The sequence below is a fragment of the Erythrobacter sp. K21-9 genome, assembly GCF_055808355.1.
Genome location: NZ_CM147866.1, coordinates 1,492,960 through 1,517,430 on the forward strand (window position 1 = coordinate 1,492,960; position 24,471 = coordinate 1,517,430).

Here is a 24,471-nt window from a genome sequence, read left to right on the forward strand (position 1 = left end):
CAAGGGGCGCAAGACACCGATGAAACGCGAAGCAACTTTATCGAACCTGCTCAGCCAAACCTTTGCCGAGCTCGGTGACAATCCGCGTTTGTTGGCCATTTTCGTTGCTGTTTTGACGCCGTTTACTGCCGCGTCCGAGTTTTTCCAGGGGGGCGGATCGGGTTACGACTACGGGTTTGGGTTCGGGTTTCAGATCACCCCCGACCTGATCGCGCAGGGAGCAATTGCAGTCATCATGGTAATCGCCGCTACCGTCGTAAGCGTGATCTTGACCTATTGGCTGTATGCCGGACTCATAAGACAAACCGCGACACCGGGATTTGCCCGTTTCTGGCCGTGGCTCGGCATCTACATTCTCTCGACGCTCGGCATCCTGTTCGGGATGATCCTGCTCATTGTGCCAGGCATCATCCTGGCGGTGCGATGGACAATCGTGCTCCCGCTGATCGTGGGCACCGATACGCCTGCAATGGATACGTTCGGGGAGAGCTGGACCAGAACGCGCGGGTGCGGCTGGTCGATCTTTGGCGCGTTCGTGATCCTGTTCATTGGTCTTGTGATCATCGGTTCGATCATCGGCGGAGCGACGTTCCTGATCGGCGGAGAAACATCCATTCCGGGCCTGATTCTGTCAGCGCTGTCCGAGACGGTTTTTACCGCTGTCTTCGTCGCGCTCGCCGTGGCCGCATATCGCCTGCTCTACAACAACACCGATGATCTGACCGAGATGTTCGCCTAACGGCACTCGCGCATCCAGCCGCGCGGTAATTGCCCGCGCGTTTCCTATTGCGCTTGGCTTGGCGGGAGTTTTCGTGCAATCGCTCCCGCCACTTGACGGCGCGCGAACCACGACCCCACTCTCGCGCGTACGTACACGTGTAGGGACACAGACCAGACCATCATGCAGCTTGTCATCGTTGAATCGCCGGCCAAGGCGAAGACTATCGAGAAATATCTGGGCAAGGACTTCAAGGTTCTCGCCAGCTACGGCCACGTGCGCGATCTGCCTCCCAAGGATGGCAGCGTGCGGCCCGATGAAGATTTCGCGATGGACTGGGAATTGTACCGCGACAAGCAGAAGCGGTTCAAGGAAATCAGCGACGCGGCCAAGAATGCCGACCGGCTGGTCCTCGCGACCGACCCCGACCGCGAAGGTGAGGCGATCAGCTGGCATGTCCAGGAGCTGCTGAAAAAGCGCAAGAACCTGCCGGCAAAGGTCGACCGGGTCACTTTCAACGCCATCACCAAGTCGGCAGTGACCGAAGCAATGAAGTCACCGCGCGAACTCGATCAGCCGCTGATCGACGCCTATCTCGCCCGCCGCGCGCTGGATTACCTGTTCGGCTTTACCCTGTCGCCTGTCCTGTGGCGCAAGCTGCCCGGTGCAAAATCGGCAGGCCGCGCGCAATCGGTCGCGCTGCGTCTGATCGTTGACCGCGAGCGCGAGATCGAAGCGTTCAAGGCGGACGAATACTGGTCGGTGCTCGCCAAATTGCAGCATGACGGAACCGCCTTCGATGCGCGGCTGGTGCGCTATAATGGCAAGAAGCTGGAAAAGCTGAGCCTTGGCAATGAAGGCGCCGCGATGGAGGCCAAGGCCGCTGTCGAAGGCGGGCGCTTCACCGTCGAGGGCGTCGAGACCAAGCCGCTCAAGCGCAACCCGGCGCCGCCGTTCACGACGTCGACCATGCAGCAGGAAGCCTCGCGCAAGCTCGGATTTTCTGCCAGCCACACGATGCGGCTGGCGCAGTCGCTTTATGAAGCGGGCGCGATCACCTACATGCGTACCGATGGCGTGCAGATGGACATGAGCGCCATCCTGGCCGCGCGCGATGCGATCTCCGAGCGCTTCAGCGATGATTACCGCCCGGAAAAACCACGCTTTTATGCCACCAAGGCCAAGAATGCGCAGGAAGCGCACGAAGCGATTCGTCCGACCAATTTCAGCCGTGACAAGGTCGGGGCAGGGGATGAGGCGAAGCTCTATTCGCTGATCTTCAAGCGCGCGATGGCGAGCCAGATGGCGGCTGCACAGCTCGAACGCACCACCGTCACCTTGCGCGATGCAACCGGTCAGCACGAACTGCGTGCCAACGGTCAGGTCGTGAAATTCCCCGGTTTCTTCGCCGTTTATCAGGAAGGCTTCGACGACAAGGAAGACGACGAAGACGGCCTGCTGCCCGCGATGAAGGATGGCGACGTGCCCGCCAAGACCGATGTCGAAGCCAACCAGCACTTCACCCAGCCGCCGCCGCGTTTTTCCGAAGCGAGCCTTGTCAAACGGCTCGAAGAACTCGGCATCGGGCGTCCATCGACCTACGCCTCGACCATCCAGACATTGCGCGACCGCGACTATGTGCGGATGGAGAAAAGCCGTTTCCACGCAGAGGAAAGCGGGCGTTTGCTCACGGCGTTCCTCGAACGCTTCTTCCCCACATATGTAGCCTACGATTTCACGGCTGGCATGGAAGAGGAGCTGGACGTCGTTTCCGACGGGCGCGAAGAATACAAGGAGCTGCTCGCCAAGTTCTGGAAGGACTTCAAGCCCAAGACCGAAGAGGTCATGGAAAAACTGCCGAGCGAAGTCACCGAAGTGCTCGACGAATACCTGTCCGACTACCTATTCCCGCCGCGCGAGGATGGCAAGGACGCACGGTTCTGCCCGCTATGCGAGCAGGAAGGGCGCGAAGGCGGCAAACTCAATCTGCGCGGGGGCCGCTTTGGCGCGTTCATCGCGCGCCAGAACTATCCCGAATGCAAATACACCCGCCGCTTTGCCCAGCCGGGCGCGGATGGCGAAGATCCGGCGGAAGACGGCCTGATGGGCACGCACCCGGAAACCGGCGCGGAAATCCACCGCAAATCCGGGCGGTTCGGACCTTATGTCGAAATGGAGGTCGAGGAGAAGAAGCAGCGCGCCTCGATCCCCAAAGACCTTGACGATTTCGATCTCGAATGGGCGATCAAGTTGCTCGACCTGCCGCGGATTGTCGGCGCGCACCCTGAAACGGGCAAGGAAATCGAAGCCGCCATCGGGCGCTATGGGCCTTACCTGCGTCACGATGGCAAATACGCCAAGCTGCAAAGCGCGCGCGATGTCTTCGACACCGGCATGAACGCGGCGGTCACGATGCTGGCCGAGGCCGCCAACCGTAAAGGCGGCGGACGCGGAAAGGCAGAACCGATCAAGACGCTGGGCGAACACCCGACCAGCGGCGGCGAGATCAAGGTCATGCCGGGCCGCTATGGCCCGTACGTGACCGACGGCAACGTCAATGCGACGATCCCCAAGGACGTGAAGCCCGAAGATATCGAGGCAGCACAGGCGATCGAGCTGATCGATGCCCGCGCGGCCAAGGGACCGGCCAAGAAGAAGCGCAAGAAAGCGCCTGCCAAGAAAAAGGCTGCTCCAAAGAAGGCGGCGGCCAAGAAAAAGGCTCCGGCGAAGAAGACGGCAACCTCGGATTAACTATGGTCATAGGTCAAATTTTGACCCTGCGGCGTTGGGATTTCGTCAAGTATTAGCCCGTATCACCGGTATCTCAGACCAGGGACACCGCACCGTGATTGAAATCGAAGTCCAGAACGAGACCCACCAGAGCCAGGAGCGTGTCCGCTTTGCTGCTGTGCCGCGCATCGGCGAAGGGATTCGCTTGCGCGCGCCCGACGGGATGTGGGCCAGCTACGACGTGATTGACGTGTGGTACCAGAAAGCCGAATTCGGCGATGTCTGGATGCCATATCTGCATGTGCGAATTACGCCCGGAGAAGGCGAAACAGCCGACCTCACCGAAGAAGACATTCACGAAGATGAGGCGCATGACCTGAGCGGCGAGAACGACTTCGCTTCGCTCGGAGGGGAGCACGAGCCATTCAAAATCTGATCAAGCGAAACACCGGGCCTAACCGCAACCGCCGCGACAACGATGGCAAGAGCCTCGCCGAAAGGTTGACCGAAGCACGCGACGGCGCCAAGCCGGTCGAGGCCCCGGACGACGTCGAGGACGCCATCGGCAGCGCACCGCCGCCTGCGGGCGATGCTGGCGAAACCGAGTCGATCGTCGAAGCCGCAAAGGCGATGCGCGACCGCTTCGGCGACGCCGTGCCCGACCAGGCCGCAGCAAAGGTCTGCCTGATCGTCGATGACAGCCGCGTGATCCGCAAGGTCGCCTCGAAGATCGCCAAAAGCCTCGGCTATGTGCCGGTAGAGGCGGAAAACGGCGAAGAGGCGCTGGCGCGCTGCACGAACTCCATGCCCGCCATCGTGCTGACCGACTGGAATATGCCCGAGATGGACGGCATCGAATTCGTGTCGAAACTGCGCGCGATCCCGACGCCGAAAGAACCTATCGTGATCTTCTGCACCTCCAACGGAGAGGCCAAGGACATCCACGAAGGCATCGGCGCAGGCGCGGACGATTACATCGTTAAACCCTTCGACGAGAGTGCGTTGAAAGCGAAGCTGGAGAAACTTGGAGGGGCTGAGCGCGTTTGCACTCGCCAATCCTGAACCAAGCGCCTACGCGGGAGCGATGGGCAAGGAACACTTCGAACGACACAAGCAGCCGTGGAACGCGGAAGAGGCGGGCAAGCTCAAGCTTCTGGCGTCAAAGGGTCAGGGGCTGAAGCAGATCGCGAAAGCGCTCAACCGCAGCGAAGACTCAACCAAGAGCTTCGCCAAGCAGCACAAGATCAAGATTGCGAAGAAGCGCTAGGGGCCCGAGCATTGAGCTCTAGCGTGCAAATTACTGCGAAGCGTGGCTGTCGAACATCTTTCCGAAGACAAGGATGTAGCGGCCCGGAGATCCCTCCACGCGATTGATCGCTATTGTCAGATTACCTCGCCGTCGTCCTGTGCCGATTGAGTGAAGGCTGACTTGGCCCTTGTCTTCGCTGCGCTCAATTACTTCGTAACCGAGCCGTTCGAATTCGGAGCGGTAAAACGCTTCAAGCTCATCGGAAGTGGCATTGACCTCAACCAGCATGGAAATGCCGTCGAGCATCGCAGAAATGACTTTGGTATCTGGATAAAGATTGAGGCCGTAAGGCGGAGTCACTTCGCTGGCTTCAGGCCCACTCTGGAACATGCCTTCTGGTAGATTGTCTGGTGCAAGGCTGGCATCTGGTGAGCAGGCACCAATCGCCAATGTAGCCAAAACGGGCAAGGTTGTGATTGCGCGCCTCACTTCACCCAGTCCAGCCCAATTTCCTCGAACACTTCCTTGTCGTCGGACCAGCCTTCGCTGACCTTTACGTGCAGGAACAGGTGGACCTTCACACCAAGGATTTCCGCCAGCTCCTTGCGCGCGGCCTCGCCGATGGCCTTGATCCGCTGACCGCCCTTGCCGAGCACAATGGGGCGCTGGCTTTCGCGGGCGACCACGATCTGCTGGTGCACTTCGAGGGAGCCATCGGGCCGGGTCTTATATTGCTCGGGGCGCACGGCGGTGTCGTAGGGAAGCTCTTCATGAAGCTGCTGGTAAATCTGCTCGCGTGTGATTTCCGCGGCGAGCAAACGTTCGGATGCGTCGGAAACCTGGTCCTCGGGATACATCCACGGCCCCTCGGGCATGGCCTTGGCGAGCGCTTCCTTCATGTCCTCGACACCGTCACCGGTGAGAGCGGAGACGAAAAAGATCTCGTCGAATTTCACCTTGGCGGCCAATTCCTCGGCCAGTGCGAGCAGCGGCTCCTTCTTCGCCCGGTCGACCTTGTTGAGGACGAGGATTTTCTTCTCGGGCCGGTTCTCGAGCGATTCCAGCAGTGGGAGCAATTCGTGCCGCCGCTGCTTCACTGGATCGACCAGCAGCAGGATCGCGTCCGCGCTGTTCGCGCCTTCCCATGCGGCATTGACCATCGCGCGGTCGAGGCGGCGCCTCGGCTCGAAAATGCCGGGGGTATCGACGAGGATCATCTGCACCGGCCCGAACAGCGCGATGCCAAGCATGCGGGCGCGGGTGGTCTGCGCCTTGGAGCTGGTGATCGCGACTTTCTGGCCCACGAGCTGATTCACCAAGGTCGATTTGCCCGCATTGGGCGCGCCGATTACGGCCACGACGCCGCAATAGGTTGGCGCTTCTTCTACATTCACCCGTATTCCTCCAGAAATGCTTTTGCGGCGCGCTTTTCTGCTTCGCCCTTGCTTGTCGCGATGCCTTGCGCCTCGCCGACATTGTTGATGCTGACCTGCACGGTAAAGCGCGCGGCGTGGTCCGGCCCGGTGCGCTCGATGACCTCGTAGCGCGGCATTGCCCGGCGATTGCCGGCGGCCCATTCCTGCAGCGCGCTCTTGGGATGTTTCGCCTTGCCCGCATCGCCATCCAGCTCTTCTTCCCAGAGCTGGTAGATCGTCTCGCGCGCGGCATCATACCCGTTTTCGATGAAGTTTGCCCCGATCAGCGCTTCCATCACATCGCCAAGGATATTTGCGCTGTCGGCGCCGCCGTCCTCGCGGGCCTGCTTGCCGAGGCGCAGATGTTCGGGAAGGGCGATGGTCCGCGCGATCCGGGCGCAGGTCTGTCCGCTGACAAGCGCGTTGAGCCGCTGTGACAGCCGCCCCTCGGGCGCGTCACCGGCGCTGTAGAGCCAACTCGCCACAGACAGGCCGAGCACACGGTCACCGAGGAATTCAAGCCGCTGGTAATCGCGTTCATTCGCGCTCGCCAGACCGCCGTTGAAGCTGCCGTGAGTCAGCGCCTCGAGCCAGGGCCCTTCAGTCCGGACCTTGAAGCCATTGGCCTCAAGCCATTCGCGGGTTTCGGGCGCGAGGGTGCTCAAAGCGTGCGTCCTATCCTGCTCCAGCGCGCAGCGGAGAACCACGTCCACGGCTTGAGCCATTCGGCGCTGCCATCGGTCGACCACATGATGATCGCTGCCCGACCGACCAGCATATCCTGCGGGACGATCCCGACCGCATCGCCCGAAGCGGCGGGAAAGCGGCTGTCGCGCGAATTGTCGCGGTTGTCGCCCATCACGAACATGTGCCCCTCCGGGATGATCGCCTGCGGCATGGTGTCACCCTGAGTAAGGCCGAAATCGAGCACTTCGTAACTGCGGTACGCTGGGCAGCGTTTCCCTGAAACGGCGGTAGCGGCAGACGGAGTTCTGAACGTCTGTCAGCACTTCATCCGCGCCCCATGCACATGGAGTATTTGGCGAAACCGGGATGTCGAAATCGGGAATCGGTGCCTTGGGGATGAGATCTCCGTTCAGGACGACCTGACCGCCGATAATCGCAATGCTGTCTCCCGGAAGTGCGATCACCCGCTTGATATAGTCGGTATTATCGATCGGGTGCTTGAAGATCACAAGGTCCCCGCGATCGGGCTCGCTTGCAAACAGGCGGGTGTCCGGCAAGCCGACATCGAAGGGCAGCGAATTGCCCGAATACCCATAGGACCACTTGGCTGCGAGCAGGTAATCCCCGTTCCACAGCCGCGGCAACATGCTTTCGGAGGGAATCGAAAACGGCGAGAACACCAGGATGCGCAGCAGCAGCACGGCGACGACCAGCTTGACGACGAACATCGCGAAGCTGGCGAAGCTTTCTCCGCCGGTTTCCTCCTCGGGAATGTCGGCTGGTGCAGTTTGGGTCTTAACATCCATCGCTCGCCCCCTTACTCGCACGGGATGAACGCGCAAAGGGGTTTGCTGCATGACATCCGAGACGAATTCCGCAATCTGGTCCAGGCTCGAAGGTATCGAGCGCCGCACTTTGGCCGATCTGTTCGCAGCCGATGCCGAGCGCGTGAGCAAGCTCAGCCGGCGGATCGAGTTCGATATTCCCGAACACGGCACCAATGGCGTGCTGCTCGATTGGTCGAAGACGCACCTCGACGATGCGCTGCTCGCGGCGTTCGAGGAGCTTGCCGAGGCATCGGGCTTTGCCGCCGCGCGGGAGGCGCTGTTCGATGGCGGGATTGTCAATCCGACCGAGGGACGTCCGGCCACCCACGGTGCGATGCGCGGCAGCGGGACCGAGGCACAGGTGGAAGAGGGCGAGCAATTGCTCGCACGTATGGGAATGCTGGTCGAGGCGATCCATCAGGGCGCGCTGGGCGAGGTCAAGCACCTCATCCATATCGGCATCGGCGGATCTGCACTCGGACCGGACCTCGCGGTCGATGCCCTGACCCGCGATCTCGAATTGGTCGATGTCCATGTCGTCTCCAATATCGACGGGCTGGCGCTGGAGCAGGCCTTTGCGGCCTGCGATCCACAAACGACGCTGATTGCTGTAGCCTCCAAGACCTTTACCACGACCGAAACGATGACCAACGCGTCGAGCGCGCTGAAATGGCTCGCCGATAGCGGCGTGAACGATCCGAGCGGGAGAGTGATCGCGCTTACGGCAAATCCCGAGCGCGCGGTCGAGTGGGGCGTGGATGAAACGCGCATCCTGCCATTCCCGGAAAGCGTCGGCGGGCGCTATTCGCTGTGGTCGAGCATCGGGTTTCCGGTTGCGCTGGCAACGGGCATGGAGGATTTCCGCGCGATGCTGGCAGGCGCGCGCGCGATCGACACGCATTTCCGGGAGAATGAAGGGCGCGCCAATGCGCCGCTGCTCGCCGCCTTTGCCGACCAGTACTACACCCGCATCCGCGGCTGCCAGACGCGCGCGGTCTTTGCCTATGACGAGCGGCTCGCGCTGTTTCCCGACTATCTCCAGCAGCTCGAAATGGAATCGAACGGCAAAAGCGTGACGGCGGATGGCGAGCCGGTCAGCCGCCCGACCGCGCCGGTCACGTGGGGCGGGGTGGGGACCGATGCGCAGCATGCTGTGTTCCAGCTGCTGCACCAGGGCACGCACCTGATCCCCGTTGACTTCATCGCCAGCATCGCGCCTGGCGACGAGCTGGACCCGGCGCATCACAAGGCGCTGCTGATGAATTGCCTCGCGCAGGGCGCGGCGTTGATGGCGGGGCAGGGGTCGGACGATCCGGCGCGCTCTTATGAGGGAGATCGCCCCTCGGCGATGTTCCTGGTAGATGACCTCGACCCGGCGATGCTCGGCGCGCTCATCGCGTTTCATGAGCATCGGACATTCGCCAATGCGGTGCTGATGGAGATCAATCCGTTCGATCAGTTCGGGGTGGAACTGGGCAAGCAGATCGCGAAACAGCTGAGTTCAGGCGACGGTCAGTTTGATCCATCTACAAGTGCATTAATGGAAGCAGCGGGCCTGTGACGACCGGAGCGATTCTCTAATCGTCTGTTAAGCATGTTCCAAGTATTTGGATCAATCTTAGGCCCTCTGGTAATTTTATTCCAATAGTTCGCGAGGCTCAATCGCGATGATGCGTTGCAGCATTGTTTGCGGGATATAATTGCGCTCGGCAGCGTTTTGAGTACATTGCCGGTCTTCATTCTCCAGTAACTCACCCCCTTCGAGGACACTTTATGCTCCGCTTTTTCTCGCTGTCCGCAGCAACGGCTGCACTTGCGCTTTCTCCGGCAGCGATGGCAAATGACGACATGGGCGATGCCTCGATCCCGGTACCGGCAGCACCCCGGTAAAGCTGGTCGAATTCGACGGTGAATGGGAGGTCCTGAAAACTTCGTCGCGCCTGCGGATCTGGCGCACGCATCTTGCCTACACGCTCACCGTCGACGAGAATGGAAATGCGACCGAATGCGAGCTCGATGAAGGTTTCCGCCGGACTTATGTGAAAAACAAACTGTGCGCGGTGCTGCTAAAACATCACACGTTTGAACCTGCCCGGGATTCCTCCGATGAGCCGATCGAGAGCAGCTACACTGCCCGCTTGTCCTACATGGACATGCGCGCCAAGAATTAACCTCTTGCGATCATTCGATTGACTTTCCGGCTGCGCGGCCCCATCTGCGCAGCGAATGAGACATGCATGCCTCGCGTGAAGCGGCGGCTCTTACAAATCCGCCCCGGCGCATGTCTCCCCTGAATTTCTTACAGACTTCCCTTTTCACGCGGGCGGTTTCAACCCCCGCGATGCGCGACGATTCCATCCGGAATCCGCCGGCGCACCGCATATTTTGCGAGTTTTATCATACATGACATTTGAAACACTCGGGCTGTCCCAGCCCGTTCTCCAGGCGCTCGACCTTAAAGGGTACGACACGCCGACCCCCATCCAGGAACAGGCGATCCCGCCGGTCCTCGAAGGGCGCGACCTGCTGGGCATCGCCCAGACCGGCACCGGCAAAACCGCCGCTTTCATGCTTCCGAGCATCGACCGGCTGCGCGACAGCGACAACCGCATTCCGTTCAAGAGCTGCCGTATGCTGGTGCTCGCCCCGACACGCGAACTGGCCACCCAGATCGCCGCGAGCGCCAAGGATTACGGCGCGCTTGCCGGACTGAAGGTGCAAGTCATCGTCGGCGGAACTTCGGTGAACAAGGACCGCAACAAGCTGCATCGCGGCACCGATATCCTGATCGCGACACCGGGTCGTCTGCTCGACCTGATCGACCAGAAGGCCTTCAACCTGACCGGTGTCGAAGTGCTCGTGCTGGATGAGGCGGACCAGATGCTCGACCTCGGCTTTGTTCATGCGCTCAAGCGGATCAACCAGCTTGTCCCCAAAGAGCGCCAGACGCTGTTCTTCAGCGCGACCATGCCGAAATCGATCAAGGAACTGGTGAGCAATTATTGCAACAATCCGGTGCAGGTCAGCGTGACCCCTGCGGCCACGACGGCTGAGCGGATCGAGCAATTTCTCTTCATGGTCCAGCAGGACGAGAAGCAGTCGCTGCTCGAGATGATCCTGTCGGGCAGGCACAAGGTGCCCGGCGACATCGAACGGGTCCTGATATTCACCCGGACCAAGCACGGCGCGGACCGCGTTGTGAAGAAACTGGACCGGGCAGGCATCGCCGCCAATGCGATCCACGGCAACAAGTCGCAGCCGCAGCGCCAGCGCGCGCTCGATGAGTTTCGGCGTGGCAAGGTCGGCATTCTGGTGGCCACCGATGTGGCCGCGCGCGGGATCGACATTCCGGGTGTGAGCCACGTGCTCAACTATGAGCTGCCCAACGTGCCTGAACAATACGTTCACCGGATTGGCCGGACCGCGCGCGCGGGCCGGGACGGTATCGCGATTGCGTTCTGCGCCGAGGACGAGCGCACCTATCTCAAGGACATCCAGCGCAACACCGATGCAGAGCTTGATCGGCTCGACCTGCCGGAAAACTTCCGCGCAGTCGTCGAAGGTGTCGGCCCCACCAAGCCGCCACCCAAGGGGCAGACTCGGGTTTCGCGCAACAAGATCAGGCCGAAGCCAGCTGGCGGCGGCAAACCGCGCGGCGATGGACCTCCGCGCGGCGACAATGCCTCGGGCGGAAAGCCCAAGCGCAAGCATCCCAATCGCCAGGGCCGTCCGAAGAATTCCGGCGGCGGCAGCGGTCGTCCCGGTGGCGGACAGCGCCGCGGTGGCGGTGGCCGGCGCCGTGGTGGCGGCGGAGGCGCTCCGCGCGCAGCCGAGGGCTGAAACCTTTCGTAACCTCCAGCGTCTGACCTTCGAATACCCTTGGATACCTGGCGCGGTTGGCAATTCCTGCCAGCCGCGCCATAGGGCGCAGGGACTTATCAGGAGCATCAGGCGTGGCAGAACCCGAATACGATTTCGACCTTTTCACAATCGGCATCGGTTCGGGCGGCACCCGCGCAAGCCGCGTAGCAGCAGCGCACGGTGCGCGGGTTGCGGCGGCTGAGGAATACCGCGTCGGCGGCACCTGCGTCATCCGCGGCTGCGTGCCGAAGAAGATGCTCGTTTATGGCGCACAATTCGCAGAAGACCTCGAAGATTGTCAGGAGTTCGGCTGGACGATCGAGGGCAAGAGCTTCGACTGGGTGAAGCTACGCGATCACGTGATGAAAGACGTGGCGCGCATCGAAGGCGTCTACACGGACACCCTCGAAAAGCACGACGTCACCCTGTTCCATGAGCGCGCCGAGATCACGGGCGATCATGAAATCACGCTGGAAAGCGGCAAAGTCGTCACTGCGGCGCATATCCTGATCGCGACCGGCGCGACCCCGCATATTCCCGATTTTCCGGGCAACGAGCATGTCATCACCTCGAACGAGGCGTTCCATCTCGATGAAGTGCCCGGTTGCATCCTGATCCTTGGCGGCGGTTATATCGCCAATGAATTTGCAGGCATCTTCAACGAGTTCGGGGCCAAGGTCGTCGTTGCCAACCGCTCTGACGTGATCCTGCGCAGCTACGATTTCTCGATGCGCGACCGCTTGATGCAGATCTCGATGACGAAGGGGATCGAATTCCTCTTCCACGCCGAGGTCGAAAAGATCGAGAAGCGCGACGATGGCACCTTCGCGGTCAAGATGACCGGCGTGGAGGAGCGCACTTTCGACCTCGTCATGGCCGCCACCGGGCGAGTGCCGAATGTCGAGGGACTTGGCCTGGAGAATGCTGGCGTGGACCTTGGCAAGAGAGGTGAGATCAAGGTCGATGAGTTTTCGCGGACCAATGTCGATTACATCTATGCTGTCGGTGACGTGACCGACCGGGTGCAGCTGACACCTGTCGCCATCCGCGAGGGCCAGGCCTTTGCCGACAGTGTCTTCGGCAGTGTCGAGCCGTATTGCGTCGACCATTCCTGTATCCCCAGCGCAGTCTTCAGCCACCCGCCGATTGCTTCGGTGGGTCTGAACGAGCGCGAGGCGAAGGAACAATATGGGCAGGTGAAGACCTACACCTCCGATTTCCGCCCGATGAAGAACGTCGTGGCTGGGCGCAATGAGCGCAGCCTGATCAAGATGATCTGTGATGGCGCAAATGGCCAGATTCTGGGCGTGCACATGATCGGCCCCTACGCACCGGAGATCATGCAGACGGCAGCGGTCGCGGTGAAAGCGGGTATGAACAAGGCCGATTTCGATGCGACCACTGCGATCCATCCGACCGTCGCGGAAGAACTGGTTCTGCTAAGGTAAGGTCTGCGTCCTCGACAAGTGGGTCAGGATACGCTGCAAAACAGGGAGAGCGACATGGCAAGCACAATCCTCGTCACCGGCGGAACCGGCTATATTGGCGGTGAGATCATCGACCAGGCTCTCGCCGCCGGGAAAACGGTGCACACCACCGTTCGAAACTCCGAGAAAAGCGAACCGCGCCTGCGCGAGCGCTGGAGCGATGCGGGTGAGCGTCTGAAGGTTTTCCAGGCCGACCTCGAAAACGACGAGGGCTGGGCCGATGCCTGTGCCGGATGCGACGCAGTGGCACATGTCGCCTCGCCCTTTCCGATCGCTGTGCCCAAGAGCGCCGATGAGCTGGTCGAACCGGCCCGTGCAGGCGCAATGCGGGCGCTGACCTTCGCGCAAGGTGCTGGCGTTAAGCGCTTTGTCCTCACAAGTTCGGCAGCGGCGATTGCCTATGGTCATCCGCCGGGCCGGAACCATTTCACCGAAGACGACTGGACAGTCCTCGATAACCCGGCAGTCCCGCCCTATCACCGCTCCAAGACCGTGGCAGAGGGCGATGCGCGGGCGTGGGTCACTGCACATGCGCCGGAAATGTCATTCTGCTCGATCAACCCGGTCGCGGTGCTTGGGCCGGTGCAGAATGACGACCTGTCGACTTCTATCGCGCTGGTCGAGCGCCTGCTCACCGGCGAAATCCCCGCAATCCCCGATGTCGGCTTTGGCATCGTCGATGTGCGCGACGTGGCGAAAGCGCATCTGCTCGCGCTCGATGCGGACGAGGACACGGTTAGAAACGAACGTTTCCCGGTTTCCGACCGGTTCCTCTGGATGAAGGATATCGCCGAGATCATCCGTGAACGCACTCCGGCGTATGCGGGCAAGGTCCCGCGCCGCAGGCTGCCCAATATCGCGATCAAGCTGCTCGCTCCGTTTGTCGCCGACCTCAAGCAGGTGAAGACCGAGTTAGGCCGCACGCGCGATGTCTCCGGCAAACATGCAAGCGACGTGCTCGGCCTTGAATACATCTCCGCTGCCGACAGTATCGAGGCGACCACCCGCAGCCTTGTCGATCATGGCATCGTGAGGTTCTGATGGATCTTGCGGGCAAGACCATACTGCTGACCGGCGGGACTGCCGGTATCGGTCGCGAAATGGCGCGGCAGCTCAAGGCGAAAGGCGCCGAGGTGGTTCTGACGGGCCGCAACCCGGACCGCCTCGCGGCGATGACGAAGGAGGGGTTCGAGACAATCCCCGCCGACCTGTCGAGCGCCGCCGGGGTCGATGCGCTGATCGCCGCATGGGGAGAGCGCAAGCTCGATGTCTTGATCAACAATGCCGGACAGCTGGTGGATCACGATTTCAGGAAGGGCACGCCCGATCCCGATGCGGCGGATGAGGGTATCTACGCCAATCTCAGCGCGCCGATCCGGCTCATCACCGGGCTCATGGAGCTGCTCAAGGAGCGCCCGCAAGCCGCCATCGTCAACATCACCTCCGGCCTCGCCATTGCACCCGCCGCGCGCCAGCCGGTCTATTGCGCGACCAAGGCGGGTCTGCGATTTTATTCGCTGGCGCTGCGCGAACAGCTGAAAGACACCGCGATCCGTGTGATCGAAGCGCTGCCTCCGGTCGTCGATACGCAGATGAATGACGGCAATCCGTTGAAGAAGATGGCGCCCGAACAATGCGCCGCTGCCATTGTCGAGGCGATCGAAAAGGACCGCGACGAGGCCAATATCGGCATGACGAAAGCGCTGCGCATTGCAGAGAGCCTCTCGCCAGCGCTTGCACGCAGCGTCACGCTCAAGTTTTAGAAATCCTTGATTTTGATACGTTGACGCTGCGGCGCGGCTCCGGCATCGACTGCACGCAACAAAGCAAGCAGGGGTCTTCAATGTCTGCCAATATTGCCGAAATGGAACGCCGCCGTGCAGCCGCCGAAATGGGCGGGGGCCAGAAGCGGATCGACGCTCAGCATGCGAAGGGGAAACTCACGGCGCGCGAACGGCTCGACGTGCTGCTCGACGAAGGCAGTTTCGAGGAGCTGGACCGCTTCGTTGAACACGATTGCGTCGATTTCGGTATGGCCGAGCAGCGCATTCCGGGGGACGGCGTCGTCACCGGCTCGGGCACGATCAACGGGCGGCTGGTCTATGTCTTCAGCCAGGATTTCACCGTCTTCGGCGGCTCGCTGTCGAAACGCCATGCGGAGAAAATCTGCAAGGTGATGGACACCGCGATGAAAGTCGGCGCTCCCGTTATCGGCCTCAATGACAGCGGCGGTGCGCGCATTCAGGAAGGCGTGGCGTCACTGGGCGGCTATGCCGAGGTGTTCCAACGCAACACGCTCGCCAGCGGTGTCATCCCGCAGATCAGCCTAATCATGGGGCCGTGCGCGGGCGGGGCGGTGTATAGTCCAGCGATGACCGACTTCATCTTCATGGTGAAGGACAGCAGCTACATGTTCGTCACCGGGCCGGACGTCGTGAAGACCGTCACCAATGAAGTCGTGACGCAGGAAGATCTGGGCGGGGCGATCACGCACACGACCAAGACCAGCGTGGCCGATGTCGCGTTCGAGAACGACGTTGAGACGCTGCTCGCAACCCGGCGCTTCTTCCAGTACCTGCCGCTGTCCAATCGCGAAGACGTGCCGGAATTGCCGGTGAACGATCCGTGGGACCGGGTGGAGGACAGCCTCGATACCCTGATCCCCGACAACGCCAACCAGCCCTACGACATGCACGAAGTCATCGCGAAGGTGCTGGACGAGGGGGACTTCTTCGAAATCCAGCCCGCGCACGCGGCGAACATCATCTGCGGCTTTGGCCGGGTCGAGGGGCGCACGGTGGGTGTGGTCGCAAACCAGCCGATGGTGCTGGCAGGCGCGCTCGATATCAACTCGTCGAAGAAAGCCGCGCGGTTCGTGCGGTTCTGCGATGCGTTCGAAATTCCGATCCTCACCTTCGTCGATGTACCCGGCTTCCTGCCCGGCACGTCGCAGGAGCTTGGCGGCATCATCAAGCACGGCGCGAAGCTGTTGTTCGCCTATGCCGAGGCGACCGTGCCCAAGATCACCGTGATCACGCGCAAGGCCTATGGCGGCGCCTATGACGTGATGGCGTCAAAGCACCTGCGCGGCGACCTCAATTACGCATGGCCGACCGCCGAGATCGCGGTGATGGGCGCGAAGGGCGCGGTGGAGATCATCTTCCGCCAGGACCGCGACGATCCGGACAAGATCGCCGAGAAAACGAAGGAATACGAAGACCGCTTCGCGAACCCCTTCGTGGCCGCACAGCGCGGCTATATCGACGAGGTGATCAACCCGAGGAATACGCGGCGGCGGATCGCGCTTGGGCTAAGGAAGCTGCGGACCAAGCAGCTTGAGAACCCTTGGAAGAAGCATGATAATATTCCGTTGTGATGCGCCGACACCGATCTGATGCGACCTACATCGCGTTTTTTCTCGTTGTGTTGGTGATAGCACTGCTGGCCGTCGTTGATCCTTTCGAAATCTCTTCGCCGTCGCGCCGGGCTTTGGGCGGATTGGTCCTCGGCCCATTGTTGATTTGGTATACTATTCGAAGTTGGTGCAGGGGTGTCTTTCCGGAACTCTCCAAGAGTAGCCGTGACGAAAACTCTTTTCAGTTTTGGTTCTGCTTCGTCGTATTCGCTTTAACGGGCATCACTCTCACGATAATCGGTCTCAGAGCATCGTTAGGATATTGAAATGAAACTAGGCCGTCTCAACCACATCGGCGTCGCCACGCCCTCGATCGAAGCCTCGATCACGCATTACCGCGACGTGATGGGCGCGATCGATATCCATACGCCATTCGACTTGCCCGAGCAGGGGGTGAAGGTCTGCTTTATTGACACGCCGGGTGAAAACTACACCGACGGCACCCAAATCGAGCTGATCGAACCGCTTGGTCCCACCAGCGCAATCAACAACTTCCTCGAAAAGAACCCTCTCGGCGGGCAGCACCACGTCTGCTTCGAAGTCCCTGATATCGAAGAGGCGCGCGCCGAATTCGAGGCCATGGGCAAGCGCATTCTCGGCCCCACTCGCATCGGTGCGCACGGCACGCCTATCTTTTTCGTCCATCCAAAGGACATGCAGGGCGTGCTTACAGAGATCATGGAAACGCCGAAGGAAGGTGCGCACTGGTCGAACTGACCGGTCGCCTTGTGAGAGAAACAACATGTCCGATTACGAAACCATCCGCGTCGAAACCGACGGCCCGCTCACCACGATCACGCTTAACCGGCCCGACCGGCTGAACGCGATGCCGCCGCAAATGGCGGACGAGATCGGTCAGGTCTTTTACGATCTGGGTGACAGCCGAGCTGTGCTCATTACGGGCGAGGGCAAGGGTTTCTGTTCGGGAGCCGATCTGTCCGCGCGCAGCGATGACAATCCGCTGATGGGCAAGGGCGGCTCTCACGAAGCGCTCAACAATCACTACAACCCCGCTGTCAGCCACCTGATCCGCGCCGACGTGCCGGTGATCTGTGCGGTGAACGGTCCGGCGGCGGGTGTCGGGTGCAGTCTGGCGCTGGCGGCGGATTTCACGCTCGCGGGGCGTTCAGCCTATTTCCTGCAGGCCTTCGTCAATATCGGCCTTGTGCCCGATGGCGGCTCCACATGGCTGCTCGCCCGCGCAATCGGCCGCGCCCGGGCCACGCGGATGATGATGCTGGGTGAGAAGATTGGCGCCGAACAGGCCGAGGAATGGGGCCTGATCTACAAATGCGTCGATGACGAGTTGCTGATGGACGAAGCGCGCGCGCTCGCGGCCAAGCTCGCCAACGGTCCGACGCTCGCCTATGCCGCGATGAAGCGCAACATCGCGACCGCGCTGGACGGATCGCTGCAACAGGTGCTGCTGGCCGAATCCGAAGCGCAGCATCTCGCGGGCCGAAGCGCCGATGCGCGAGAAGGCGGCAAGGCCTTCCTCGAAAAGCGCAAGGCTGAATTCAAGGGAGTTTGACGCCCTGCCTCTTTTGCGCCGCTCCAATGTGTGATTAGAGGCATTCCATGACTGACAAACCGACCCCCGCCGACTGGAAAGCCCTCGCCGAAAAGGAATCGAAAGGGCGCGATCTCACTTGGGAAACGCCCGAGGGTTTCGATATCAAGCCGCTCTACACCGAAGCGGATCACGCCGATTTCGATCCGGGCCTGCCGGGCTTCCCTCCGTTCACGCGCGGGGTCAAGGCGAGCATGTATGCCGGGCGTCCGTGGACCATCCGGCAATATGCGGGCTTTTCAACCGCCGAGGAATCGAATGCATTCTACAGGCGCAATCTGGCGGCGGGGCAGAAGGGCCTCAGCGTCGCTTTCGATCTCGCCACCCATCGCGGCTATGACAGCGATCACCCTCGTGTCGTCGGCGATGTCGGCAAAGCGGGTGTGGCGATCGACACGGTCGCGGACATGGAAATCCTGTTCGACCAGATCCCGCTCGACACGATGAGCGTCAGCATGACGATGAACGGCGCAGTGATCCCGGTCATGGCGTTCTACATCGTCGCAGCCGAGCGCTCGGGCGTGAGCCAGGACAAGCTTTCAGGCACCATCCAGAACGACATCCTGAAGGAGTTCATGGTCCGCAATACCTACATCTATCCGCCCGAACCATCGATGCGGATAGTCTCGGACATCATTGCATATACCTCGGCCAACATGCCGAAATTCAACTCTATTTCGATCTCGGGCTACCACATGCACGAAGCCGGAGCGACGGCGGTGCAGGAGCTTGCCTTCACTATCGCGGACGGGAAGGAATACGCCGAAAAGGCTATGGCGACGGGCCTCGATATCGATGCGTTTGCCGGACGGCTGTCGTTCTTCTTCGGCATCGGCATGAACTTCTTCATGGAGATCGCCAAGCTGCGCGCCGCGCGCACGCTCTGGTACCGCGTGATGGACGGGCTGGGAGCGAAGAAAGATCGCTCCAAGATGCTGCGCACACATTGCCAGACGAGCGGTGTGAGCCTGCAGGAGCAGGACCCCTACAACAACGTCATGCGCACCACGATCGAGGCGATGGCCGCGACCTTGGGCGGGACGCAGAGCTTGCACACCAACGCTCTTGACGAGGCGATCGCGCTTCCGACCGATTTCTCAGCCAGGATCGCGCGCAACACGCAGCTGGTGCTGCAAGAGGAAAGCGGCATCACCAACGTCGTAGATCCACTGGGCGGCTCGCACTACATCGAGGCGCTGACCGCAACGCTCGTGGAGGAGGCTGAAAAGCTGATCGCTGAAGTCGATGAAGCCGGCGGGATGACTGCCTATGTCGCTACTGGCGCTCCCAAGGCCGCCATCGAGCGCGCGGCGGCGGAAAAGCAAACGAGCGTCGACAAGGGCGAAACGGTGATCGTCGGGGTCAACAAGTACCGCAAGGACAAGGAAGACCCGATCGAAACGCTCGACATTGACAACGCCAGGGTGCGCAAGGGCCAGATCGCGCGGCTCGAAAAAGTGCGCGCCGACCGGGACGAGGATGCGCGCCAGGCGGCGCTTGCTGCGCTTACCGAGGCAGCGGGCACCGATCCCGCAGCCGCGCGCGCGGCGCTGGGCGATGGCCGCGACGAACGCGGCGTCCCGCTGCCGCCTTCGAAGATTGCCGAAATGGAGGCAAAGGGCGATGTAAACCTGCTCGCCAAGGCGGTCGATGCAGCGCGCGCCGATGCGACATTGGGCGAGATTTCGATGGCGATGGAAAAGGCCTTTGGCCGCCATGACGCAACGCCCAAGCCGGTCTCAGGTGTTTACAAAAGCGCCTATGAATTCGACCGCCGCTGGGCGCAGGTCACAGACGGCGTCGATGCGGTGGAGCGCCGACTTGGACACAAACCCCGGATCATGGTCGCCAAGATGGGTCAGGATGGGCACGACCGCGGCGCAAACGTGATCGCCAGCGCCTTTAGCGACATGGGTTTCGAGGTCATCTCAGGCCCGCTGTTCCAGACCCCCGAAGAGGCGCGCGACATGGCGCTGGAGCACGACGTGGATGTCGTTGGCGCATCCAGCCTTGCCGCCGGTCACAAGACCCTCATCCCCGAGCTGATCCGCCTGCTGAAAGACGCAGGCCGCGCAGATATCAAGGTTACAGCAGGCGGCGTGATCCCGGCCAGCGACTACGACTTCCTGCGCGAAGCGGGCGTACAGGGCATTTACGGCCCCGGCTCGAACGTGGTCGAATGCGCGGCGGATATCCTGACGCTACTCGGCCACAATATGCCGCCGCCGGGAGATCTCGGGGGCGAAGGGCTGGACGAGGCGGCGGAGTGAGCAAACGCCTTGCGATCCAGGTCATTTTCGTCGTCCTAGGCCTCAGTTGGATGGTTTTCGCTGCTGTCGATTTCCTTGGAAGCACCATGGGCGACTGCGCCGATGACAGGAGTTGCGAGATAGCGAAAGACTTGGCTATGTCGCGTTGGTTCTGGCGCAGCCTTTGCGTCACAATTATCTTGTTTGTTGCCTACCGCTTTTTCCAAGTTGAGCCGGAAGATTGACCCTCGGCTTCTCCGTCGACCCACTGCTTCCCAAGGCGCGCGGGGGAGGGCAGCTCAGAATGGGCCTCGTGCGGCTCACCGAGGACGAGTGGCGTCAGCCTGGTCCCGATCTTGAGGCGCGCGCAAAAGCCTTTGCCGAGTGGCCCGAGGGCGTTCAGCTCACACCGCAAGTCGAGACTCCGGGGCGTGAGCTTGCCGCCATGCTCGGCGTCCCCGGTGCACTTCCTGAAGCGGCGCTCGCCTCTCACGAAGACATGTGCCTGCTTACCAAGGCCGATGGCGACAACCAGTATCGGCTCATCGGTGCAGCGGTAGCTTGGCCCTCCGACTGGCATCCCAAGGACAAGATCGGCCTGCCCCTGCGCTCGCTACACGCCCCCATCGCCGGCTATGAAGAGCAACTTGCGACCGGGGTCGACCGCTTCATGGAAACGCTCAAACCCGGTCCGATCTATGGCCGCTGCAACTGGTTCATCGCGCCCGCAGGTGATCGCCGCTGGCTCGCGAAGGGCCCGCCCGAAGACGCATTTGCCCATGTCACGCCGGACAATGCTGGTGAAACGCTGTTCGTGCGCTCGGAACGCCAGACGCTGCGCCGCTTGCCCGAAACAGGCGCAATCCTGTTCACAATCGGCATTTATGTCGAACCGCTGGGCAATCTCCGTCCGAGCAACATCGAGATGCTTGCCAACGCGGTGAAATCGCTGGTCAGCGGCGAGGGCGACCGTCGCGGGGTACCTCACTATGCAGATGCGCTTTTGGGTTTCGTGATTGGCAAATAATTACCGCCCGCAATTGAGAAGCTTAGGCTGACCTTGTCGAATTCATACAAGTCGGGCCATTTTGCGGCTCGGCCTCCTGCGCTAGTATGTCCACATAGATCGCAAGTTCGCAATCTGTGGGTCGCCTAATCTCGGGAGGGAAGACTATGCGTAAAACACTGATGTTTGCCGCGGCGTTAGCGATGCCGCTCACTGCGACGCCTGTGCTGGCTGACAATCATGCCGAAGCGCCTGAAATGGCCAAGAAGGACTGGTATCAGGTCGTCTTCATCAAGTTCCATGAGGGCAAGGAAGAAGAGGCGATGAAGCTCATCGAATCGTTCGTGGCGGTCGATGAGGCGCTGGGCCGTGAAGGACCGGTCGCGATGCACATGAATACCGGCGAATGGGACATGATGGTTGCCTTCAAGATGGAAGAAGGTATCGCCGAAATGGGCTGGGCCTCGAACCCGCGCAACGATGAATGGAATGCTGAGCTCGCAAGGCAACTTGGAGGCGAGGATAAAGCTGCAGAACACTGGCAGAAATATATGGCGACTGTTGCCAATTCTCGAGCAGAAGTCGCTCACGTCGACCTGTAACGCGCGCTGCAAGGACATGGCCTGAAATTAGTCAGGTTGATCGGGGCCTCCGAGGGCGGCATAGGCGTAGCGACGTCTTTCCATCCTTTCGGAGGCCCGCTTGTTTTCCAAGATATTGATTGCCAATCGCGGCGAGATTGCCTGCCGGGTCATCACCACCGCGCGGAAAATGGGAATCGCGACCGTCGCGGTCTATTCGGATGCCGATGCGCGCGCGCCGTTCGTCAAAATGGCGGACGAGGCGGTGCATATCGGTCCCGCGCCCGCCGCAGAAAGCTATCTGATCCCAGAAAAGATCATCGCCGCCTGCAAGGAAACGGGCGCCGAGGCCGTGCATCCCGGATACGGTTTCCTGTCGGAGCGCGCGAGCTTCGTCGAAGCGCTCGAGGCTGAGGATATCGTGTTCATCGGTCCGCCCCCGGGCGCGATCGCGGCGATGGGCGACAAGATCGAATCGAAGAAACTTGCGCGTGAGGCCGGGGTGAATGTCGTCCCCGGCTTTGTCGGCGAGATCCGCGATACCGAACACGCGGTCGAGATTTCGGAGGACATCGGCTACCCGGTGATGATGAAGGCCAGCGCGGGGGCGGGGGCAAGGGAATGCGCCTCGCCTGGTCGGAAAAAGACGTGCGCGAAGGGTTCGAAGCGACCAAGCGCGAGGGGCTGAACTCCTTTGGCGATGACCGCGTTTTCATCGAGAAATTCATCGAAAACCCTCGCCATATCGAAATCCAGATCCTCGGCGATAAGCACGGCAATGTGCTCTATCTGAACGAGCGCGAATGCTCGATCCAGCGTCGCCACCAGAAGGTGGTCGAGGAAGCGCCGTCGCCTTTCGTGACTCCCAAGATGCGTGAAAGCATGGGCGAGCAATGCGTCGCGTTGTCCAAGGCGGTAGATTACCATTCGGCGGGGACGGTCGAGCTGATCGTCAGCGGTGCCGATCCGAGCGGTGAGAGCTTCTATTTCCTTGAAATGAACACCCGGTTGCAGGTCGAACACCCGGTGACCGAGGCGATCACCGGCATTGACCTTGTCGAGCAGATGATCCGCGTCGCAGCGGGCGAAAAACTCGCCATGACGCAGGGCGATATCGGCATTGACGGCTGGTCGATCGAAAACCGCGTTTACGCCGAAGATCCCTATCGCGGGTTCCTCCCATCCACCGGACGTCTTACCCGCTACTCGCCGCCGGTGCCGGGCTGGACCGATGACGGTGAGGTGCAGGGCAAGGCCCGGCGCGGGGTCGCCCACGGCGTGGGCGCTGTGCGCGTGGATGACGGCGTTTACGAAGGCGGCGAGGTGTCGATGTTCTACGACCCGATGATCGCCAAGCTGATCACCTGGGCTCCGACCCGCGAAGAGGCAGCGGACCTCCAGATCGAGGCGCTCGATGCGTTTCGGATCAAGGGGCTTGGGCATAATGTCGATTTTCTCAGCGCGATCATGCAGCACCCGCGCTTTCGCTCCGGCGAGCTTACGACCGGCTTCATCGCCGAGGAATATCCCGAAGGCTTCGAAGGCGCTCCTGTAACCGAGGAGTTCCGCCGGATGCTGGCGGCGATCTGCGCCGGGAACGAGTTTACCTGGCAGGCCCGCGCGCGCCAGATTTCCGGCCAGCTCAACGGCACTGACGAGGTCACCAGCGAATGGCTCGTGAAGCTTGGCGACACCCGCCACGAAGTCATTTTGGGAGAGGGTCATGCGGTGGTCGACGGAACGCTAGTCGAGGGTAATTCCAATTGGCTGCCGGGCATGGTCCAGGCGGTCGCCACCAGAGAAGCAGACGGCGAGATTGAAGAACAATACGGGCTGATCGTGGAGCGCGACGGCAATCACTGGGTCGTCACCACACGCGGCGCATCCCACCGCGCGCTGGTCCTGCCGCTAAGGCTGGCGCAGCACGAAAGCCTGATGATCGAAAAAGAGCCGCCCGACCTCTCCAAGATGCTGATCTGCCCGATGCCGGGTATGCTGGTGAAGCTGCACGTCGCCGAAGGCGAGGAAGTCCAGCCCGGCCAGCCACTCGCCACGGTCGAAGCGATGAAGATGGAAAATATCCTGCGCGCCGAGAAAGAGGGCACGATTGCGGCCATCAACGCCGAAGAGGGCGAAAGCCTCGCCGTGGATGCGGTGATTCTCGAACTGGAATAGCGCCGGCGGATTGGGCCTGAAATGGATCTCGCAAAGGCTGGTGAAAGAAATTACGCGCAGGAGTGGTGAAATCTTGCCAGCCCATTGTATGCAAGCGACAAATTCAGCGGCTCGTCGCATTTTCACACATCAAGACTCGCCTATTCACTCCTCTTTAGGGAACTATCCCTGTCCGCTTCGTGCGGATCTTGGTGGATAAACGTTTGGGGATTTGGCTGTGGCGAAGAGGGGTGCTGGATATTTCGACCGTCGGGGGAATTTCTTCAAATCCCCGCGCGACGCCACTGCAAGCGACATTGCTGCCCTCCTTGGACAGATCGGCGACGGAGAGAGCCTCGCACCCGGAATAGCGCACCTGCTGCTGGACCGCCGCTCCGATATCGAACAACTCTTTGCCGAGCATGACGAGATGATGGCCGAGCATGGGGCCGCCGGCTCACCGAAGCTGACGGACATCAGCGCGAAAATCTCGAAATTGCCAAGCCGACCCGCGAGCTGACG

Annotated in this window: 23 protein-coding genes and 1 pseudogene; 19 read left to right on the forward strand and 5 right to left on the reverse strand. The window is 61.1% G+C overall.

Features of this window, described 5'->3' with window-relative positions; all coding sequences use genetic code 11:
- Positions 1-19: 19 nt before the first annotated feature.
- The 5 genes from AC0L39_RS07515 to AC0L39_RS07535 all read left to right on the forward strand — a co-directional run bounded on the left by AC0L39_RS07515 (position 20) and on the right by AC0L39_RS07535 (position 4,715).
- Positions 20-739 (forward strand): DUF7847 domain-containing protein, encoded by a 720-nt coding sequence (locus AC0L39_RS07515; protein WP_473262003.1) that lies wholly within the window; start codon positions 20-22, stop codon positions 737-739.
- Positions 740-901: 162 nt separating this feature from the next.
- Positions 902-3,469 carry a type I DNA topoisomerase gene (gene topA / locus AC0L39_RS07520; RefSeq protein WP_473262005.1) on the forward strand — a complete coding sequence of 856 codons (2,568 nt, stop codon included), beginning with the start codon at positions 902-904 and terminating at the stop codon, positions 3,467-3,469.
- A 94-nt stretch (positions 3,470-3,563) separates the two neighbouring features.
- Positions 3,564-3,884: a hypothetical protein gene (locus AC0L39_RS07525; protein ID WP_473262007.1), complete on the forward strand. Its 321-nt coding sequence runs from the start codon at positions 3,564-3,566 to the stop codon at positions 3,882-3,884.
- Positions 3,885-3,949: 65 nt separating this feature from the next.
- Complete coding sequence (locus AC0L39_RS07530; RefSeq protein WP_473262009.1) at positions 3,950-4,510, forward strand: response regulator; 561 nt, start codon at positions 3,950-3,952, stop codon at positions 4,508-4,510.
- A gap of 22 nt (positions 4,511-4,532) precedes the next feature.
- Positions 4,533-4,715: a hypothetical protein gene (locus AC0L39_RS07535; RefSeq protein ID WP_473262011.1), complete on the forward strand. Its 183-nt coding sequence runs from the start codon at positions 4,533-4,535 to the stop codon at positions 4,713-4,715.
- Positions 4,716-4,745: 30 nt separating this feature from the next.
- Here the strand turns inward: AC0L39_RS07535 and AC0L39_RS07540 are convergent, their stop codons facing one another.
- From AC0L39_RS07540 to lepB (AC0L39_RS07560), 5 genes are all read right to left on the reverse strand, one after another.
- Positions 4,746-5,087, reverse strand: a complete 342-nt coding sequence (locus AC0L39_RS07540; protein ID WP_473262013.1) for a hypothetical protein — start codon at positions 5,085-5,087, stop codon at positions 4,746-4,748.
- 95 nt (positions 5,088-5,182) lie between these two features.
- A complete protein-coding gene (era, locus tag AC0L39_RS07545; RefSeq protein ID WP_473262015.1) occupies positions 5,183-6,091 on the reverse strand; it encodes a GTPase Era in 909 nt (302 codons plus the stop codon).
- Positions 6,088-6,777 (reverse strand): ribonuclease III, encoded by a 690-nt coding sequence (gene rnc, locus AC0L39_RS07550; protein ID WP_473262017.1) that lies wholly within the window; start codon positions 6,775-6,777, stop codon positions 6,088-6,090. The genes era and rnc overlap by 4 nt, the downstream gene beginning before the upstream one ends.
- Positions 6,774-7,010, reverse strand: a complete 237-nt coding sequence (gene lepB, locus AC0L39_RS07555) for a signal peptidase I (protein WP_473262019.1) — start codon at positions 7,008-7,010, stop codon at positions 6,774-6,776. Before lepB (AC0L39_RS07555) ends, rnc begins: the two co-directional genes overlap by 4 nt.
- Positions 7,011-7,014: 4 nt before the next feature.
- Complete coding sequence (gene lepB / locus AC0L39_RS07560; protein ID WP_473262021.1) at positions 7,015-7,605, reverse strand: signal peptidase I; 591 nt, start codon at positions 7,603-7,605, stop codon at positions 7,015-7,017.
- Between the two features lie 49 nt (positions 7,606-7,654).
- On the opposite strand from lepB (AC0L39_RS07560), the gene pgi reads away from it, so the two are divergent.
- The 14 genes and pseudogenes from pgi (at position 7,655) to AC0L39_RS07630 (ending at position 24,469) form a co-directional block, all read left to right on the forward strand.
- On the forward strand, positions 7,655-9,187 hold the full coding sequence (gene pgi, locus AC0L39_RS07565) for a glucose-6-phosphate isomerase (protein WP_473262023.1): 1,533 nt from the start codon (positions 7,655-7,657) through the stop codon (positions 9,185-9,187).
- A gap of 842 nt (positions 9,188-10,029) precedes the next feature.
- Positions 10,030-11,466 carry a DEAD/DEAH box helicase gene (locus AC0L39_RS07570; RefSeq protein ID WP_473262025.1) on the forward strand — a complete coding sequence of 479 codons (1,437 nt, stop codon included), beginning with the start codon at positions 10,030-10,032 and terminating at the stop codon, positions 11,464-11,466.
- Between the two features lie 113 nt (positions 11,467-11,579).
- Positions 11,580-12,935, forward strand: coding sequence for a glutathione-disulfide reductase (gorA, locus tag AC0L39_RS07575; RefSeq protein ID WP_473262027.1), 1,356 nt, complete (start codon positions 11,580-11,582; stop codon positions 12,933-12,935).
- A 54-nt stretch (positions 12,936-12,989) separates the two neighbouring features.
- On the forward strand, positions 12,990-14,015 hold the full coding sequence (locus AC0L39_RS07580; protein ID WP_473262029.1) for an NAD-dependent epimerase/dehydratase family protein: 1,026 nt from the start codon (positions 12,990-12,992) through the stop codon (positions 14,013-14,015).
- Entirely contained in the window at positions 14,015-14,737 is a 723-nt protein-coding gene (locus tag AC0L39_RS07585; RefSeq protein WP_473262031.1) for an SDR family oxidoreductase, read from the forward strand. Before AC0L39_RS07580 ends, AC0L39_RS07585 begins: the two co-directional genes overlap by 1 nt.
- Before the next feature lie 80 nt (positions 14,738-14,817).
- On the forward strand, positions 14,818-16,350 hold the full coding sequence (locus AC0L39_RS07590) for an acyl-CoA carboxylase subunit beta (protein ID WP_473262033.1): 1,533 nt from the start codon (positions 14,818-14,820) through the stop codon (positions 16,348-16,350).
- Between the two features lie 306 nt (positions 16,351-16,656).
- On the forward strand, positions 16,657-17,106 hold the full coding sequence (gene mce / locus AC0L39_RS07595) for a methylmalonyl-CoA epimerase (RefSeq protein WP_473262035.1): 450 nt from the start codon (positions 16,657-16,659) through the stop codon (positions 17,104-17,106).
- A 25-nt stretch (positions 17,107-17,131) separates the two neighbouring features.
- Entirely contained in the window at positions 17,132-17,920 is a 789-nt protein-coding gene (locus AC0L39_RS07600; RefSeq protein WP_473262037.1) for an enoyl-CoA hydratase-related protein, read from the forward strand.
- A 47-nt stretch (positions 17,921-17,967) separates the two neighbouring features.
- Positions 17,968-20,229 (forward strand): methylmalonyl-CoA mutase, encoded by a 2,262-nt coding sequence (scpA, locus tag AC0L39_RS07605; RefSeq protein WP_473262039.1) that lies wholly within the window; start codon positions 17,968-17,970, stop codon positions 20,227-20,229.
- On the forward strand, positions 20,226-20,453 hold the full coding sequence (locus AC0L39_RS07610) for a hypothetical protein (protein ID WP_473262041.1): 228 nt from the start codon (positions 20,226-20,228) through the stop codon (positions 20,451-20,453). The genes scpA and AC0L39_RS07610 overlap by 4 nt, the downstream gene beginning before the upstream one ends.
- Positions 20,450-21,235 carry a heme-dependent oxidative N-demethylase family protein gene (locus tag AC0L39_RS07615; RefSeq protein WP_473262043.1) on the forward strand — a complete coding sequence of 262 codons (786 nt, stop codon included), beginning with the start codon at positions 20,450-20,452 and terminating at the stop codon, positions 21,233-21,235. Before AC0L39_RS07610 ends, AC0L39_RS07615 begins: the two co-directional genes overlap by 4 nt.
- Positions 21,236-21,381: 146 nt before the next feature.
- A complete protein-coding gene (locus tag AC0L39_RS07620) occupies positions 21,382-21,816 on the forward strand; it encodes a hypothetical protein (RefSeq protein WP_473262045.1) in 435 nt (144 codons plus the stop codon).
- A gap of 100 nt (positions 21,817-21,916) precedes the next feature.
- Positions 21,917-23,970: pseudogene (locus AC0L39_RS07625) on the forward strand (ATP-binding protein).
- A gap of 217 nt (positions 23,971-24,187) precedes the next feature.
- Positions 24,188-24,469 carry a hypothetical protein gene (locus AC0L39_RS07630; RefSeq protein WP_473262047.1) on the forward strand — a complete coding sequence of 94 codons (282 nt, stop codon included), beginning with the start codon at positions 24,188-24,190 and terminating at the stop codon, positions 24,467-24,469.
- The last annotated feature ends 2 nt before the right edge of the window (positions 24,470-24,471 follow it).

What these genes read in the sequence shown, in the direction of transcription:
- AC0L39_RS07570 (WP_473262025.1), top strand. Translation starts at nt 10,030, where the DNA reads ATGACATTTGAAACACTCGGGCTGTCCCAGCCCGTTCTCCAGGCGCTC.
- AC0L39_RS07620 (WP_473262045.1), top strand. Translation starts at nt 21,382, where the DNA reads ATGCGTAAAACACTGATGTTTGCCGCGGCGTTAGCGATGCCGCTCACT.
- AC0L39_RS07590 (WP_473262033.1), top strand. Translation starts at nt 14,818, where the DNA reads ATGTCTGCCAATATTGCCGAAATGGAACGCCGCCGTGCAGCCGCCGAA.
- scpA (WP_473262039.1), top strand. Translation starts at nt 17,968, where the DNA reads ATGACTGACAAACCGACCCCCGCCGACTGGAAAGCCCTCGCCGAAAAG.
- AC0L39_RS07515 (WP_473262003.1), top strand. Translation starts at nt 20, where the DNA reads ATGAAACGCGAAGCAACTTTATCGAACCTGCTCAGCCAAACCTTTGCC.
- lepB (WP_473262019.1), bottom strand. Translation starts at nt 7,010, where the DNA reads ATGCCGCAGGCGATCATCCCGGAGGGGCACATGTTCGTGATGGGCGAC.
- AC0L39_RS07600 (WP_473262037.1), top strand. Translation starts at nt 17,132, where the DNA reads ATGTCCGATTACGAAACCATCCGCGTCGAAACCGACGGCCCGCTCACC.
- pgi (WP_473262023.1), top strand. Translation starts at nt 7,655, where the DNA reads ATGACATCCGAGACGAATTCCGCAATCTGGTCCAGGCTCGAAGGTATC.
- AC0L39_RS07580 (WP_473262029.1), top strand. Translation starts at nt 12,990, where the DNA reads ATGGCAAGCACAATCCTCGTCACCGGCGGAACCGGCTATATTGGCGGT.
- AC0L39_RS07540 (WP_473262013.1), bottom strand. Translation starts at nt 5,087, where the DNA reads ATGTTCCAGAGTGGGCCTGAAGCCAGCGAAGTGACTCCGCCTTACGGC.
- AC0L39_RS07585 (WP_473262031.1), top strand. Translation starts at nt 14,015, where the DNA reads ATGGATCTTGCGGGCAAGACCATACTGCTGACCGGCGGGACTGCCGGT.
- topA (WP_473262005.1), top strand. Translation starts at nt 902, where the DNA reads ATGCAGCTTGTCATCGTTGAATCGCCGGCCAAGGCGAAGACTATCGAG.
- lepB (WP_473262021.1), bottom strand. Translation starts at nt 7,605, where the DNA reads ATGGATGTTAAGACCCAAACTGCACCAGCCGACATTCCCGAGGAGGAA.
- AC0L39_RS07535 (WP_473262011.1), top strand. Translation starts at nt 4,533, where the DNA reads ATGGGCAAGGAACACTTCGAACGACACAAGCAGCCGTGGAACGCGGAA.
- mce (WP_473262035.1), top strand. Translation starts at nt 16,657, where the DNA reads ATGAAACTAGGCCGTCTCAACCACATCGGCGTCGCCACGCCCTCGATC.